Annotated in this window: 14 protein-coding genes; 2 read left to right on the plus strand and 12 right to left on the minus strand. The window is 70.8% G+C overall.

The window, feature by feature from the left end:
* Nucleotides 1-18 precede the first annotated feature (18 nt).
* The 3 genes from ACSVDD_RS20725 to ACSVDD_RS20735 are packed head-to-tail and all read right to left on the minus strand — an operon-like array spanning nt 19 to nt 2840.
* Nucleotides 19-801 carry an OmpA/MotB family protein gene (locus tag ACSVDD_RS20725; RefSeq protein WP_448191290.1) on the minus strand — a complete coding sequence of 261 codons (783 nt, stop codon included), beginning with the start codon at nt 799-801 and terminating at the stop codon, nt 19-21.
* Nucleotides 788-1582: a motility protein A gene (locus ACSVDD_RS20730; protein ID WP_448191291.1), complete on the minus strand. Its 795-nt coding sequence runs from the start codon at nt 1580-1582 to the stop codon at nt 788-790. Before ACSVDD_RS20730 ends, ACSVDD_RS20725 begins: the two co-directional genes overlap by 14 nt.
* Before the next feature lie 16 nt (nt 1583-1598).
* A complete protein-coding gene (locus ACSVDD_RS20735; protein WP_448191292.1) occupies nt 1599-2840 on the minus strand; it encodes a hypothetical protein in 1242 nt (413 codons plus the stop codon).
* Between the two features lie 152 nt (nt 2841-2992).
* Here ACSVDD_RS20735 and ACSVDD_RS20740 point away from each other — a divergent pair, with 152 nt between their 5' ends.
* Nucleotides 2993-3535 (plus strand): nitrogen fixation protein NifQ, encoded by a 543-nt coding sequence (locus ACSVDD_RS20740; protein ID WP_448191293.1) that lies wholly within the window; start codon nt 2993-2995, stop codon nt 3533-3535.
* On the opposite strand, the gene ACSVDD_RS20745 is transcribed toward ACSVDD_RS20740, so the two are convergent.
* The 5 genes from ACSVDD_RS20745 to ACSVDD_RS20765 all read right to left on the minus strand — a co-directional run bounded on the left by ACSVDD_RS20745 (nt 3519) and on the right by ACSVDD_RS20765 (nt 10388).
* On the minus strand, nt 3519-5111 hold the full coding sequence (locus tag ACSVDD_RS20745; RefSeq protein ID WP_448191294.1) for a response regulator: 1593 nt from the start codon (nt 5109-5111) through the stop codon (nt 3519-3521). The genes ACSVDD_RS20740 and ACSVDD_RS20745 overlap by 17 nt on opposite strands.
* A 10-nt stretch (nt 5112-5121) precedes the next feature.
* Nucleotides 5122-5526 (minus strand): response regulator, encoded by a 405-nt coding sequence (locus ACSVDD_RS20750; RefSeq protein ID WP_448191295.1) that lies wholly within the window; start codon nt 5524-5526, stop codon nt 5122-5124.
* Nucleotides 5527-5608: 82 nt separating this feature from the next.
* Nucleotides 5609-9475 (minus strand): PAS domain-containing hybrid sensor histidine kinase/response regulator, encoded by a 3867-nt coding sequence (locus ACSVDD_RS20755; protein ID WP_448191296.1) that lies wholly within the window; start codon nt 9473-9475, stop codon nt 5609-5611.
* A gap of 176 nt (nt 9476-9651) precedes the next feature.
* Entirely contained in the window at nt 9652-10035 is a 384-nt protein-coding gene (locus ACSVDD_RS20760; protein ID WP_448191297.1) for a hypothetical protein, read from the minus strand.
* A gap of 140 nt (nt 10036-10175) precedes the next feature.
* Nucleotides 10176-10388 (minus strand): hypothetical protein, encoded by a 213-nt coding sequence (locus ACSVDD_RS20765; RefSeq protein ID WP_448191298.1) that lies wholly within the window; start codon nt 10386-10388, stop codon nt 10176-10178.
* 242 nt (nt 10389-10630) lie between these two features.
* Between ACSVDD_RS20765 and ACSVDD_RS20770 the strand changes: the two genes are divergently transcribed.
* Nucleotides 10631-11011, plus strand: coding sequence for a hypothetical protein (locus ACSVDD_RS20770; RefSeq protein ID WP_448191299.1), 381 nt, complete (start codon nt 10631-10633; stop codon nt 11009-11011).
* A gap of 199 nt (nt 11012-11210) precedes the next feature.
* Here the strand turns inward: ACSVDD_RS20770 and ACSVDD_RS20775 are convergent, their stop codons facing one another.
* The 4 genes from ACSVDD_RS20775 to exbD all read right to left on the minus strand — a co-directional run bounded on the left by ACSVDD_RS20775 (nt 11211) and on the right by exbD (nt 15827).
* Nucleotides 11211-13370 (minus strand): TonB-dependent receptor, encoded by a 2160-nt coding sequence (locus ACSVDD_RS20775; RefSeq protein ID WP_448191300.1) that lies wholly within the window; start codon nt 13368-13370, stop codon nt 11211-11213.
* Between the two features lie 172 nt (nt 13371-13542).
* Nucleotides 13543-14547 (minus strand): putative 2OG-Fe(II) oxygenase, encoded by a 1005-nt coding sequence (locus ACSVDD_RS20780; RefSeq protein ID WP_448191301.1) that lies wholly within the window; start codon nt 14545-14547, stop codon nt 13543-13545.
* A 99-nt stretch (nt 14548-14646) separates the two neighbouring features.
* Entirely contained in the window at nt 14647-15405 is a 759-nt protein-coding gene (locus ACSVDD_RS20785; protein WP_448191302.1) for an energy transducer TonB, read from the minus strand.
* Nucleotides 15402-15827 carry a TonB system transport protein ExbD gene (gene exbD / locus ACSVDD_RS20790; protein ID WP_448191303.1) on the minus strand — a complete coding sequence of 142 codons (426 nt, stop codon included), beginning with the start codon at nt 15825-15827 and terminating at the stop codon, nt 15402-15404. Before exbD ends, ACSVDD_RS20785 begins: the two co-directional genes overlap by 4 nt.

Here is a 15827-nt window from a genome sequence, read left to right on the forward strand (position 1 = left end):
CCGGAGGCGGGGGAGGGATTATTCATCCGCTTGCAAGCTGATCGCAACGCGGCGGTTGCGGGCGTTGGACACCGGGTCGTGCCCCGCCGCGACCGGCCGCGTGTCGGCATAGCCCACCGCCGACAGCCGGCGCGCCGGCACGCCCAGGTCCGTCAGCGTGCGCACGACGCTCGACGCCCGAGCGGCGGACAGCTCCCAGTTCGAGGGGAAGCGCCCGCCCGTCACCGGCGTGGCGTCCGTGTGCCCCTCGACGACGATGTCGCCGGGCGCGGCGAGCAGCACCGGCAACAGCCGGCGCAACAGGCTGCGGCCGGGGGCAGACAGCTCCACCTGACCGGCGGCGAACAGGATGGCGTCGCCGATGACGATGCCCACCCGGTTCTGCCGCACGCTGACCGCCACGCCGGACGGCACGCCCAGCACCGCCAAGCGCGCGCGCCAGCGGTCCACCAGCGGCTCCGGCGCCTCCACCGCCACCTGATCGGCGTCGAGGCGCGGGCGGCTGTCGACGGTCTCCGGGCGGACCGGCACCGGCGGCGGTTCGGGCACCGCGGGTTCGTCTTCCACAGTGGCTGGCACGGTGACGGCGGGCGTTTCCGGCGGCAGCGGCGTGGTGGGGAGCTGGTCCTTCAGCGAGGTGATCGCCAGCAGCATGACAAACACCGAAAACAGCAGCGTCACCAGATCGGAGTAGCTGAGCAGCCAGATCTCGTGATCCTCGTCGGCGTTGGAGGCCGGCATGCGGGCGCGCCGGGCCAACAGGCCCTCGTCCGGCAACTCGCTGGGATCATGCCGCGCCATGGAGTTCGTCCCTGCGTTCGCGGACGAATTCGGCCAGCGCGTCGGCGACCACCGTCGGCGAGCGGCCGAGCCGCACCAGCAGAATGCCCTCCAGCAGCACGTTCAGCATGGCGACGCGGCGCGCCGTGCGCTGCTCCAGCTTGATGGCGATGGGCTTGAAGACGACGTTGGCGAGCACGACGCCGTACAGAGTGGCGACCAGCGCCACCGACATGTGCTCGCCGACCTGGGCGATGGTGGCGGTGCCCAGCTGCGCCATCATGCCGATCAACCCGACCAGCGTCGCCAGCAGGCCGAAGGCCGGCGCCAGCCCGGCCAGGGTGCGGAACAGCCGGGCCTGCACGGCCTCCTGCTCGATCAGCTTCTGGATGCGCCAGTTCATCACGTGCAGGATGTCGTTGACCGGCGTGGCGTCGCTGATGAGCTGAAGGCCCAGCCGCAGGAACGGGCTCGCCACCTTGCCGCCCTGCGCCTCGGCCTGCTGGATCTGGCCGCGCTGGTAGAGCTTGGCGAAGGCGACAATCTCGGCGATGTCGGCGGAAATCGAGTCCTCCTCGCGGAAGATGGCGAACAGCGCCTCGGCGGCGGCCAGCAGCTCGCGCATGCGGAAGGCCAGCAGCGCCGCCACGGCGATGCCGCCGCTGACGATCACCGCCCCGGTCGGGTTCCACAGCGCCTGCACCCCATGCCCCATGCCTATGTAGACCAGCAGCCCGGTGGCTCCAGCCATGCCGAAGACCGTCGAACTCAGGAAGCCGGGGATCTTGTGCGTCGGGCTCAACACCCACCTCCGAATCTCAACCGCCGCGCCCGAACAGACGCGTCAGCAGACCCGCCCTGGGCTTTTCGGCTTCCGGCGGCGGCTCCTCCGTCACGGCGGCGTGAGCGCGCGGACGGGCGGCGGGCGCCTCCACGGCTTCGGCTTGCGGAGCGCGGACGGCTTCGTCGGCGGCGCGCCCCTGGAACAGCGTTACCCCCGCCTGCCGGCCGGCCTCGAAGGCTTCCGCACGGTCGCAACGCCACAGCACCAGACGCTCCGCGCCGAAACGCTCCATCCCGGCGCGCAGCAGCGCCGCGGCGTCCGGCGTGCGCGGCGCCCACAGCGCCTTGACATAGGCCACCTCAGCCGCCCCCAGATCGAGCGTCGGCAGCGCCGGCAGCGGCACGTGGTCCACCGCCACCGCGAAGCCCAAATCGGCCAGTCGGTCGGCCGCGGCGGCGAAGCGGGCGGCGGACAGGCCGACTTCCCAACACGCCAGCTCGGTGGTCAGATGGCGGCGCATCTCCGCGGGAATGGCGTGCGCCAGAGCGGCGAAGCGGTCGTCCAGCACGGTCGCCGTGTGCAGGTCGAAGGCCAGCGGCCGGCGGTCGCGCAACCGGTCGCGCGCGATGTGGCGCATCAAGCCATGGTCGAGCCTGGCGAACACCTCGTGACGCAGCCACGCATCGCGGCGCAGCGGCAGGTCGAGGCGCGCCTCAAGCTCTTCCAGCGACACCGCTAGCTCGGTCAGCACCAGCGCCGGTTCGTCCGGGTCGGCGAAGGACCACACGGCCTGCTCGCGCACGAGGCTCTCGATGTCGGCTCCGTGCAGCACGCGCTCGACCTCCAGCACCTGCCCGAGCGCTGCGGTCGGCACGCGTTCGGCGGCGGCTGCGATCGTGGCGCGGTCCAGCGCGCCCGGCGGCACGATGTCGGCGGCCAGTCGCGCGGCGTCATTGGCCACGTCGTAGGTGGTGAAGTGCATCAGCCCGAAGCCGTGGCCGCGCAGCACGCGCACCAGCGCGTTCGCCCCGCTGTCCAGCAGCGCCGCCGCCTCGGCCGGAGCGAGGATCAGCAGGCGCGGGCCGGGCAGCCGGAACACCTCGCGCTCGCGCGCGCCTAGCCAGCTTTCCAGGTAATGGTCCAGCGTCAGCGAGAAGCGCGGGTCGTCGCCGTGCTCGACGCCGCGGAAATCGACCAGCAGCGCCGCCAGCGGTTCGGGCGCGTCGCACAACGCCGCCAACCGGGCCAGCAGGGCATGCCCCAGGGCGTCCGCCATCGTCGCCTCCGTGCGCTTGAAAGCATTGGGAGTCTGGCTCCGAAAACCGTTCGGCTTCAATGGGTCAAATCCGCGCGCGTCGAAGGCGCTTTGCTGCACCTGCGAAATAGGTCATCATGGATGTCCAATCGCTCTTGGGATGGTGCGCCGCCATGGTTCCTTCGGACGCCGACCTCGACCGCCACCTGTTCGGCCGCATCGTCGATCTGGCCGCGCGGGACGCACGCCCGCTGCCGCTGGCGCTGGGTCTCGGCCTCGCGGATCTGGCCCGGCTGCTGGCCAAGCACCTGCCGGACCGCGCCCACCTGCTGGATTCCAGCCACCCTGACGACACCGGCGAGGACGCGCTGGAGGAAGCCGATCTGCGCGCCATGCTGCTGGAGAATCGTGCCGGCACGGCCGAGGAAGAGGTGTGGCTGGCCGCCATCATCGCGCGGCGAAGCCTGGAGCCCAACCACCTCTGGCAGGACATGGGCTTCGCCGACCGCGGCGAGCTGAGCGCCATGTTCCTCAAGCACTTCCCGTCGATGGCGGCGCTGAACAGCGGCGACATGAAGTGGAAAAAGTTCTTTTACCGCCAGCTCTGCCAGCGCGAGGGATTCCTGCTCTGCAAGTCGCCACACTGCGAGAAGTGCGACGACTACGACGCCTGCTTCGACGGCGAGAAGGGCATGCCGCTCACCCCGAGCCGATAAGGCCCTGCAACCGTTCCTCGCCGCGGGCGAGTTGTTCGTCCAGGGTGAGGGCCAGCGTCTCGGCCTCGATGCGGCCCTCGCGGGCGGCGTGCTCCAGCGCCACCGCCGTGCGGTAGACGGCGCACAGCCCGACGCTGCCGGCGGCCTTCTTCAGTTCGGCCGCCGCATCGGCCAGCGCCCCGGCGTCGGCGTGCCGCAAGTGCGCGCGCAGCGCGTCGGTGCGCCCCAGGAACTCGGTCACCAGGGCGCGCACCCGGTTGGCGCCGAGCACGCCCTCCAGCGACGACAGCACGGACGGGTCGAACTCCGCCGCGGCAGCGTTCGGTTCGTCCGGCTCGATCAGGCGGTCGAGCACGCGGGACAGCGCCGCGGGGCTCACCGGCTTCGGCAAATGGTCGTCCATGCCGGCGGCGTGGCAGCGCGCGATGTCCTCCGGCAGGTCGCTGGCGGTGATGGCGATCACCGGAACCTGCGCCTCCGGCCCGCCGAGCGCGCGGATCGCCTGGGTGGCGTCGAAGCCGTCGAGGCCGGGCACGTCGAGGTCCATCAGCACCGCGTCGAAGCCGCCGGTCGCCACCAGCCGCACCGCGTGCCGGCCGTCGCCGACGACGGTGACGCGGTGGCCGTCCTTCTCCAGCAGCCACGCGTTGACGCGCTGGTTCACCGGGTTGTCCTCGACCACCAGGATGCTGAGCGACGGACGGTCGCGCGGCGCCGCGGGGCTGGCCGGGCCGGGATCGGCAGCGACGGTGAACCAGACCGTGCCGTCCGACTCGACCCCCAAAGCGCCGCCCATCAGGCCGAGGACGCGCCGGCACACATGCAGGCCGAGAGCGCGCGCGCCGGCCCGGTTGGCCCTGACCGCCGCCGCGCCCGCCGCCCCCGGCACCGCGTCGTCGAGCCACGCGCGCAGTTCGCGCACCAGCCCGGCCCCGGCATCCGCAACGGTGAATTGCAGCCCCTGCCGGCCATCGGCCAGCGCCGCGGCGGTGACGCGGACGGTCATCACCGGGGCGTCGCTGTCGCGCAGCGCCATGCCCAGCAGATCCACCAGCACGTGGCGCAGCCACGCGGCGTCGCCCACCACCTTGGCCGGCACCGCCGGGTCGATGAACGCCTCGACGCGCAGGCCGCGCTCCTCGGCAGCTTCGCGCAACGCCGACACGGCGCTGCCGACCACGGTCTCGACGACGAAGGGCTCCTGCTCCAGGGTGATCTCGTCGGCCTCCAGGCGCGCGAGGTCGCCGAGGTCGTCCAGCAGCAGGCGCAACGTGCTGACCGAGCGCAGGATGCGCGACACCCGCTCACGCTCCGCCGGCCCGAGCGGGGCGGCCAGCAGCGGGTGCACGGCATCGACGATGGCGCCGACGGGAACGCGGATCTCCTGGCTCATGAAGGCGAGCGCGCGGGTCTTGGCGCGCACCGCCTCGTCGGCGCGCACCTGGGCGGCCTCCAGCGCGGCGGTCAGCCGGGCGATCTCGGCGGCGTGCGCGGCGACGCTCTGCTCAAGCGTGACGTTGGCGGTGTGCAGGTCGGCGAGGACGTCCGAATGCTCGGCCATGGGGCGGGTGGCCATGGGCGGACGCCTAGCGCGCGGCCAACAGGCGGTCCACGCGTTCCTTGAGCGCGCCGAAGGACGGCGGCTTGACGACGAAGCCGTTGACACCCAACGCCATGGCCTTCTTCACGATTTCCGACTCGGTGTGGTTGGTCAGGAAGACCACCGGGGTGCGGCTGTTGGCCACGTCCTTGCTGGCGCGCAGCTGGGCAAGGAACTGCAAGCCGCTCACCGGCTTCATGTCGATGTCGCAAACGATGACGTCGGGGTTGACGCGGATGCACTCGGCCATGCCGGTCTCGCCGTTGTCGGCCTCGGCGATGGTCTTGAAGCCGATCTGCATGAGGATTTGCATGATGGTGCGCCGGACGAACGGCTGATCCTCGATGACGAGGATCGTGTGCTGCTCGTATTCGACGGGCTTCTTGTCCATGCTCGCTCCTCTCGTGCCGACCGGCACAGCTCAACCCCTGGGACGGTAACAGGACGCTGCCGCCGCGGGCAACATCGTTGGACTACAACTCGTACCGGATGACCCGCTCGACGCGGGAGAACGCCTCGCGCAGGCATTGGATGCGCTGCGCCGCCGTGCCCAGATCCCCCCTGGCGGCGCTGCGCTCGATCTCCGTGCACACCGTGGCAAGCTCGACCGCACCAGCGGTGCGCGCGGCCCCGGCGGCGGCGTGGGCGGCGTGCCGACCGCCATCGGCGTCCCCGGCGGCCAGTTCGTCCGTCATCTCGTCGAGCAGCGGCGCCGTGGTCTCCAGGAAGAAGAGCAGCAGGTCGCGCGCCGCGTCGACGCTGCCGAACGTCGCCACCACATGGCCGAGGTCGAGCACGGCGGAACCGTTCGTCCTGGCGGGCGCGGGGGCGACCGCGAGCGGGACCGAATCCACCACCGGCCGGCGTAGCGCCAGGGCCTGCGGCAGCCAACGCGCGATGACGCGCGACAGGCTTTGCAGATCCACCGGCTTGGACAGAAAATCGTCCATGCCGGCGGCGAAGCAGCGCTCGGCGTCGCCGATCAGCGCGTTGGCGGTCAGCGCCACGATGGGCAGGCGCCGGCCGCTGTCGCGCTCGGCCATGCGGATGCGCCGCGCCAGCTCGTAACCATCCACCTCCGGCATGAAGCAGTCGGTCAGCAGCAGGCCGTACGCCTTGCGCTGCAAGCCGTCCCACGCCTCCGCGCCGTTGCCGGCGATCTCGGCGGCGAAGCCCAGCTGTTCCAATTGCTTGCGGATGACGATCTGGTTGGTCGGGTTGTCCTCCGCCACCAGGATCAGCGCACCGGCGGCCAGCGCCTCGTCCGGCGGCGGCGGCAGCGCCTTGCCGATGTCGGCGTGCCGCGCCGATGGCGCCGACTCGGGCGCGGCGCGGCCGGCGGCGCGCGCCACCGCGGCGCGCAGCACGTCACGGCGCACGGGCTTGTACAGCACCTCGGCGACGCCCATCCGCTCGCCGTCGGCCACCACGCCGGAATCCTCGCGGCCGGTGGCGAGGATGATTCGGGTGGCGTCCAGGCCGGGAATGCGCCTCAGCGCGGCGGCCAGCGCCAAGCCGTCGAGGGCGCCGGGGTCGTGATCGAGCACGGCGACCTGCACGGGCGCCTCCGCCGCCAGCGCTCCGTGCAGCGCATCGAAGCCGGCCGCCGCGTCCGCCGCCGGCACCACCTCGGCCCCGGCCCCGGCGAGCGCCGCGGCGAAGGCGTCGCGTACCACCGGCGTGTCGTCGACGACCAGCACGCGCAGGCCGGCCAAGTCGGCAACCGCGCCGGCAACCGCGCCGGCAATCTCTGGGCCGGCGGCCGACTCGTCCATCGGCATACGGGGCAGCGGCACCTCGAAGCGGAAGGTCGAGCCGCCGCCCGGCGCGCCCTCGACGCCGATGGAGCCGCCCATCATGCCGACCAGCCGGCGGCAGATCGACAGCCCGAGCCCGCTGCCGCCGAAGCGCCGGGTGGTCGAGGCGTCGGCCTGGGTGAAGGGCTGGAACAGGCGGGCCTTTTCCTCGTCGCTGAGGCCGATGCCGCTGTCGCGCACCTCGAAGCGGACGCTGTCCGGCGTGGCGCCGGGGCGCACCACCACGGCGACGAAGCCGCGCTCGGTGAACTTCACCGCGTTGCCGACGAGGTTCAGCAGCACCTGCCGCAACCGCACCGGGTCGCCGACGCGGTTCTCCGCCCCGTCCAGATCGACCTGGGTGACGAGGTCCAGGCGCTTTTCCCGCGCGCGGGTCGCCAGCAGGTCCGCCACCCCCTCGGTCAGGTCGCGCACGGACACCGGCACGGATTCGATCTGCAAGCGGCCGGCCTCGATCTTCGAGAAGTCGAGGATGTCGTCGATGATGGTCAGCAGCGCCGAGGCCGATTCGCGGATCACCCCCAGCACCTTGCGCTGCTCGATGTCCAGCGTGGTGCGCTCCAGCACCTCCAGCATGCCGAGCACGCCGTTCATCGGCGTGCGGATCTCGTGGCTCATGGTGGCGAGGAAGGTCGATTTGGCGTGCGCCGCCTCCTCCGCCTGATCCTTGGCCTGACGCAGCTGGTCCTGGGCGCGGATGCGCTCGGTCACGTCGGCGTAGGTGTAGACGTAGCCGCCGTCCGGCATGCCGTTGCCGCGAATCGCCAGAACCGGACCGCCGGACAGGGCGATCTCCACGTCCACGGCTTCGCCGCCGTCCACATAGCCGGTGACGCGCCGGATCTGCTCGTCCACGTCCACGGCGCCGAAGTCGCCGCGCGCCACCACGAAGCGGACGAGGTCGGCCAGCGTCGGGCGCTGGTCCATCAGCCCGTCGGGATAGCGCCACAAACGGAGGTACTGCTCGTTCCACAAGGCGGCGCGGCGGTCACGGTCGAACATGCAGATGCCGCTCGGCAGGGCGTCGAACAGGGCCTGGAGCTGGGCGTTGCGCGCCGCCAGCGCGTTTTCGGCAGCGACCTGGGCGGAGACGTCGACGCAGGTGATCTGGATCGCCCGCTCGCCCATCCAGTCGACCCCGCGGGTGGTCACGTCCACCCAGATGTACGAGCCGTCGCGCCGCCGCAGCCGGCTGCGGCGCACCGGTTCGTCGATGGAGGCGCCGTCCATGAAGCGGTCGTGCCAGGCGAGCGTCTGCTCGCGCTCCTCGGCCGGGACAAGGTCGTCGAGCAGCGGCACGCTCAGCAGCTCCCGCGGCTCGCCGTAACCGGTCATCGCCGCGAAGGCCTGGTTGACGAACAGCGCGCGGAAGTCGCGCAGGATCAGGATGCCCTGCACCGACCCCTCGATGAGGTCGCGGAAGCGTTCCTCGCTGTTGCGCAGCGCCGCCACCGTGCGCATGCGGTCGGTGACGTCCGTGACGGTGATGACCCAGCCGCCGGCCGGGCGCGGCGAGCCGCGGATCTCCATGTCCCGGCCGTCCACCGAGCGCACCTGATGCGAATAGGGCCGGCCGCTGCTCAGCACCCGCGCACGGCTCTCGACATAGGCGTCCGCGTCGACGTCGGGCATGTCGCGGGTGACCCAGTAGCGCAGATGGTCGCCGATGTTGGGATAGGCGCCCATTTCCTCCTGGGTGAAGTTCCAGTACTCGCGGAATTTCCGGTTGTGCAGCAGGATGGTGTCGTCGGCATCCACCAGCAGGATGGCGCTGGGCATCGCCTCCACCGCGTCGCTGAGGTGGGCGGCCACGGCAGCGGCGTCGGACTCGGCGCGCACGCGCTCGGTTACGTCGACGACGATGGTCTGCACCGCCGGGCCGTCCATCCACTCGACCACGCGGTCGATGATGTCGAGCCACACGATGCTGCCGTCACGCCGCAGGTTGCGGATTCGCTGCACGCCGGGCTGCAGATCGCCCGCCATCAGACGCATGTAGGACTTCCAGGCGCGCGCCCGCTCTTCCGGCGCGATCAGGCCCTTCACGTCGGGAAGCGCCATCAGCTCCTCGACTCCGGCGAAGCCGTGGATGCGCGCGAACGCCTCGTTGGCGAACAGCGGCGTGAACCGGCGGTGCACCAGGATGCCCTGGATCGAGCCCTCGATCAGGCCGCGGAACCGCGCCTCGCTCTCGCGTAGCGCCTCTTCGCGGCGGTGGATCTCGGCCACGAAGTAGTCGACCGCCTGCGCCATCTCGGCGACCTCGTCGCCGGTGGCGGGCACGGCCCTGGCATTGACGGCCGGGGTGCCGGCAACCAGAGTGCGCACGCTGTGCTTGACGCGCTCCAGACGGCGGACGATGGCGACGCTCAACGCCAGCGTCGTCACGGCGGCGAGCAGCGACACCGCCACCGCACCCGCCAGCAGCGGCTGCTGCCCGGCGGTATCCATGTCGCCCAGCGCCAGCGCCACCATCAGCGCAGCGCCCAGCATCAGCGCCGCTGCGCCGATCGTCCCGGCCATGAGCCGTGACGCCACACCAAACCGCTTGCCGTTCATCCGCCTCCCTCGCGCCGACGCTCGGCAGACAGTTTATCAACCATCGCACGTGGTGGCGACACCCGCTTGACAAACAGCGGGTGTCCACACCGCCGCACCCCCGGATGGTTGTGCGCAGAGATAAGGCAGGCGGGAAAACGTCAATGCGACGGGCGCTTCATGCCAGTAAGGGCGCCCAGCAGGTTGGCGAGCAACTGCCGTTCGGGGTGAATCTCGTGCATGGCGACGGCGCGGCCGGCGAAGGAGAGCGCGGCGCGCGCGGTGGCCACCGGGTCCGGGCAAGGCTCGCCGCCGATTCGGAAGCGTGTGACGGTCTTGGTCAGCTCGCGCTGGGCGGTGAGCGGCGGGATGATCATCAAAAAGCGCGCGCTGGCGACCGGGTCGTAATGGCAGCGCGCGAGCATGGTCGCCATCGTGAGCGGCACGCCGTTCTCGGTTCCCAGGCGAAAGTCGAGAAGCCGCTTCGCCCGCTCCTCCACCGCTTCCGACCAGCCGGCGGTGGCCGTGATCAAAGGATTGAACAAGCCCGCCTCCTTGAACCGAGGACACGACACTTCACATTGTCCGCCACGCGAACAGCGTCAAGGCAGGTCACGTCAAGGTAATGGCCGCACGCCGTCCAGCGTCTTTCGATTCGTGAGGCGATTCGTGGAGCAAGGAGACCTCAGGCGGCCGGGGCGTCCGCCTCGGCGAAGGCCCAGGGGCCGGCACCGCGCTCGCGGCGGCGGCGGCGGGTCAGAGCGTCGGCGATGGGGGCGAGTTCGGCGAACACGTCGTCGCGCGACAGCCCGTCGCGGCGCAGCACCGCCTCGGCGACGGGATCGTCCAAAAGATCGGCAACGCGGCATCGCCACGTCTGCGGGCGCAGTCCGTTCATGGCAGGTCTCGTTGTCGTTGTTGGGGGGAGCCCGGACCCTACCCAGCCCGGCCCGGTGCCGCAACGCCGCGGATGGCTGATGACCGTAGGTCCATGACCGATCGCCCGCTTGACCACCCCCTTGCGCCGAAGCGTCGGCGGGGCCGGAAAGGCGCCTGTCCGCGCGGCTGTCGCCCAGCCCTGGCGCGTGTTAGACTCGGGCGGAAACCACAGCCCGGCAGAGCCTCCCGATGTACGACGGTATGACCCGAACTGAATTCGAGCGGCTGTGGAAGACCTTCCTGGCCGACGCGGGGAACGACTTCGGCACGCGCGGCGAGGCGGATGCCATGCGCACGGCGCTGCTCGAACAGAACGACGCGTTCCGCAGCCTGATCAGCGCCACCAGGCAGGCGCAGGGCCAGATCGAGGCGCTGTACCAGCAGCAGGTCGCCCTGCACGCACAGGTCGCCGCGCTGAGCGCGGTGTGCGGCACGCTGGCCCGCGGCCTGTCGGCGGCCGGCGTCTCACCCGGCGAGATCCGCGGGGCCATCGAGGGTGCCCGCACGGTGCTTCCCGAGTCCATGCGCAGCGACGGCGCCCCGGCGATCGACGCGGTGCTGGCGCTCATCCCGCGGGACTGAGCGCCGGCACTGGAAGCACTTGAAGCTGTTTTCGCCAGGGCCTGAAGCCCCTCCCCCGCGAGGGGAGAGGGGTTGGGGAGAGGGTGGCGCCGGCACCGCCGGCCAGGAACTTATATCCCGGCTGCCGCCGGGAACTCCCCCTCTCCCCAACCCCTCCCCCGCGAGGGGGGAGGGGCTTCAAGATGCAGCGTGAAGCGCTTTAAAAGTTGCTGGTCAGCGACACCAGGACCGTGCGCGGCGCGCCCACCGCGATGTTGTTGTTGCCGTTCGACGTGGTGAAGTACTTGCGGTCGAACAGGTTCTGCACGTTGAGCTGGAGCCGGACGTTCTCGGTCAGCTTCGCGTAGGCCGCAGCGTCGAAGCGCGTGAAGCCCGGCAGCGTCACCGCGTTGTCGGCGGCGGCATAGACGCTGCTCTGGTGGACGACGCCGATGCCGGCGCCCCACATCGACGTGAACTGATACTTGTTCCACAGCGAGACGGTGTGGCGCGGCACCACCGGCACCGTGGCGCCGGCGAAGGCGGTGCTGGTCCGGCTGGTGATCTCGGCGTTCTGCAGCGCGTAGCCGCCGATCACCTGCCACGCCTCGGTGATGTTGCCGGTCAGGCCCAGTTCCAGGCCGCGGCTGCGCTGGCTGCCGGTCTGCACGACCAGCGCCGGGTTGTTCGGATCGGGCGCGCTGGTGTTGTCGCGGTCGAGCTGGAACAGCGCCGCGGTCAGCGACAGGTTGGGACGGACGTCCCACTTGGCGCCCACCTCCAGATTCACGAACTTCTCCGGGTCCAGCGCCGCCGTCGTGCCGGTCAGCGTGGTGAACTGGTCGCCCGAACCGGGCAGGTACGACACGCTGTAGCTGGCGTACAGCGACAGCGGCTCGACCGGCTTGTAGACGATTCCCAGGCGCGGCGACCACAGGCCGTCCGTATGGCCGAGGTCCTGGCCGTTGCGGTTGTTGTGGAAATCGATGTCGAAGCGGTCGTAGCGCAGCCCGGCGATCACCTGCCACTGCTCGGTCAGCTCGATCTGATCCTGAACGTAGACCCCCGCCACGGTGGTGATGGCCCGGCTGTCGGCGTCGGTGGCGGCTTGGCGCCAGACCATGGGGGTGAACACCGTGGGCGTCGCGACCGGCACGCTGAGCGTCGTGGCGTTGCCGGGGAAGAAGCCGGTCTGGCGGAAGTTGTCGGTCTTCTGACGCCCCAGTTCGACGCCGGCCAGCAGCGTGTGCTTCACCGCTCCGGTGGTCAGGTCGTAGACGAGGTCGGTCTGGTTGAACAGGTTCTGGCGCTTGACCGCGTGATTGTAGGCGGACAGCGCCACACGGGTGCCGGCCGTGGCGACGGCACCGGGATAGACGTTCTGGTAGAACTTGTCGTAATCGCCGAAGCGGCTTCGGTTGCGGATGGTGAGATGGTCGGTGATCTCGTGCTCGACCAGCGCGTCGACGGTGTCGACGTTGGTTTCCGCGACGTTCAGTTCCGGGTTGCCGAAGAAGGTCGACACGCCCGTGTCGAGCGGCCGCCCCTGGAAGGACGGGATGCCGCGGTCCGCCGTGCGCTCGTCGTGGACGTACTCATAGCTCAGCTTGAGCTTGGTCCGGTCGCCCGGCTTGACGGTGACGGTGGGGTTGACGCCCCAGCGGTCAAGCTTGACGCCCTCGCGGAAGCTGCCGGATTTCTCGGCCATGGCGTTGACGCGGGCGGAGACGCTGTCGGACAGCGCCTGTCCGACGTCGGCGCTGACGCGCTTGTCGCCGAACGAACCGCCGCGCAGGCCAAGTTCGCGGACCGTCTTGCCGTCCGCCTCCTTCAACGCGCGGTTGATCACGCCGCCACCGCCGCCACGGCCGAAGATCATGGCGTTCGGCCCCTTCAGCGCCTCGACCCGCTCGACGTTGTAGAGGTCGCGGAAGTACTGCGCGTCGTCACGGACGCCGTCGGTGAAGAAGTCCGCCGTGGTGCTGTTGCCGCGGATGGTCAGCTGGTCGCGGTTGCCCTCGCCCTGCCCCGCGGTAATGCCGGGCATGTAGCGCACCACGTCGCCCATGCCCTGCATGGCCTGATCCTTGATCGCCTCGTCGGTCACCACGGTCACCGACTGCGGCACGTCGCGCAGCGGCGTGTCGGTCTTGGTGGCGGCGCTCGTGCGCTTGGCGACGTAGCCTTCGGCGGCGCGCGCGGAGGGGGCGCTGTCCTCCACCTTCACCGGATCGAGAACGACCGGGGCCTGCGCCGTCTCCGCCGCGCTCGCCGCGCCGGCCAGACAGACGGCGACCAGCGCCGTCGTCCGCAGAAGCACCGCACGGCGGATGCCTCCGCCCTCCCCCCGTGCACCGAACCCGCCGATCATCCCCGTCATGTCCTGCCTCTTGCGTGTGTCGTCGCGCGGATGGCTATTCGCAATTGATAGTCATTCGCATCACTGAGGCATAGGCATAAGGGGTAGCCGGCTCGGGAAGCAACCCATTTTTGCGATTGATTCGCATTCGCGAAAACAGATCGCCGCCGCCGGCTCGAACGGACGCTGGAGGCTATTCGCCCGTATCCAGCCGCTCCACGACATCGAAGGGAATGACGACCCGCCGTATCGGCCGGCCCACGGGCAAGGTGAAGTGCGTGTAGTAGGAGGGCATGAGCAACAGCGTCCCCGGCACCGCCGGAATGACGGCGCTGGGCCATCCCTCGCATTCGGCGCGGCCGGTCGGGCTCGGCCCGAACCGCAAGGCGCCGTCGCCGGGGTCGGCGTTCTCTCCGTAGTCGCCCGCCACGTAATAGACTCCGGTCAGCATGCCTCTGGGGTGGTGGTGCTGCGTGTTGTAGCCGGCCCCGTCCGAGTACATGGCCCAACTGTTCAGCGTGTAGGTTTTCGATGGCCAATGGGCCAGCCGATGCAGCGGGTTGCTGAACGTCAAAGCGGCCAGAGCGGACTCCACCTCGCGCCGAATGCACTGGACCAGGAAGCGCATCGTGGGATGGTCGAGATCGAGCGCGCCGGGCAGATAGTGCATGTTGCGGACGCTCATGACGGCTTCCCGCCACTCCGCCTTGTCTTTCGACGCGGCAAGCAGCTCATCGACCGCCGCGCGCAACGGCCGCCCGGACCCGTCCGGCATCGTCCAATCGGCTTCGACCACCCGCAGCCGGGCCGGATCCATGAGGTCCGCGAGGTTGGCGGCATCCCCCGCGTCGCTGAGCGCGTCGGCATAGCCGGCCAGCATCCGCGCGTTCACCTGCCCTCGCGCGAAAAGCGCGCGGTACTCGGACATCCGGCGTTCGGCCGAAACCCCCGGCATCGCCGAGGACAGCGCGAGATCATGGCCGAAAAGGCGGCCCGTTTGCTCCATGACATCGGCTATGGCCGCTCGTCCGGCCTGCCGCATCATCGAGATGTGCACGCCGACCGGAATGCGGCCGGCATCGCGGTTTGAAAGCGCCTGCTTGTAGAGCCGCAGGCCGCCCTCTTCATTACCCTTGAGAATTCGGCGGAACGCCTCTTCCGCCCCCGGCGAGGCCACGCCCTCCAGATCAGCATCCATCCCGAGTGTCCTGCCTGCGGTGACCGGCGAATCGGCGTAGCAATTACGCGGCGGGATTGTATCGGGAGCTATCGATAATGGCGAGGCTTAAGGAGGCCCTCACTTGATGGCGTAAACCACCGGCACCACCAGTTCGATGCGCGGCTGCGTCATGTCCGGCGGTGGGGCGGGCAGCGGGTCGGCGCGCTCGACCATCGCCAGGGTTTCCTCGTCCAGCGCGGCGACGCCCGAGCCCTTCTCCAGGCTGTGCGACAGCACACGGCCCTGCTGGTCGATGACGAACCGCACGTGGGCAACCCCCTGCTGCCGCCGTGACTGGGCGGCGCGCGGGTAGCGCTTGTGCCGCTCCAGGTGCGCCAGCACCGTGCCCTGCCAGTTCCGCACCGCCCCGGAGGGCGCGGCAACCGCCGGGGCAGGCGCAGCCGGCACCGCAGCGGCGGGCGGCGCGGGAGCCGACACCGGCGGGCGCGGTTCGACCGGCTTGGTGGCGGGCTGCGGACGCTCCGGTGGCCGCGGCTTGGTGCGCGGCGGCAGGGCGACCGCCACCTCGGGCGCCGGCACCGGTGGCGGCGGGAGGTCGGGCAGCGGTTCTGGGATCGGTTCCGGCGGCAGCAGCTCGGGCGGCGGCGGTTCAAGCGGCGCCGGGGCCGCCGCGGTCTCGACCGGCGGTGCGGGTGCAGACTCCGGCAGCGGTGCCAGGTCGATCAACACGGCGCTCGGCGGCACCGCCATGTCGGCCGTCGCGCGCCACGCCAGCACCCCCGCCCCGCCGGCCACGTGCGCGGCCAGCACCACGACGAGGCTCGCCGTCCAGCGCCGCAGGTCGCCGCCGTCCGGATGCACCGCAGCCGCGCTCACGGCGCCGCCCCGCCATCCAGCCCGACCAGCGCCACCTTCAGATAGCCGGCGGCTCGCAGCCCGTTCATCACACCCATCAACTCGCCATAGTCCACCGTGCGGTCGGCGCGCAGGAAGATGCGGCTGTCCTTCGCACCGCCGCTCGCCGCGTCGAGCGCCGCGCCCAGCCGCTCACGCTCGATGGCCGCGTCGCCGAGGGCGAGCGAACGGTCCGCCCGGACGGTCAGGAACAGCGGGGCATCGGGGCGCGGCTGCGGCGCCGCGGTGGAGGCCGGCAGATCCACCGGCACGTCCACTGTGGCGAGCGGCGCCGCCACCATGAAGATGATCAGCAGCACCAGCATCACGTCGATGAACGGCGTGACGTTGATCTCGTGGGTCTCCGCGAGGTCGCCCTCGCCGTGGTCGAGGCGCGCGGCCAT

The organism is Azospirillum terrae (genome assembly GCF_053470425.1).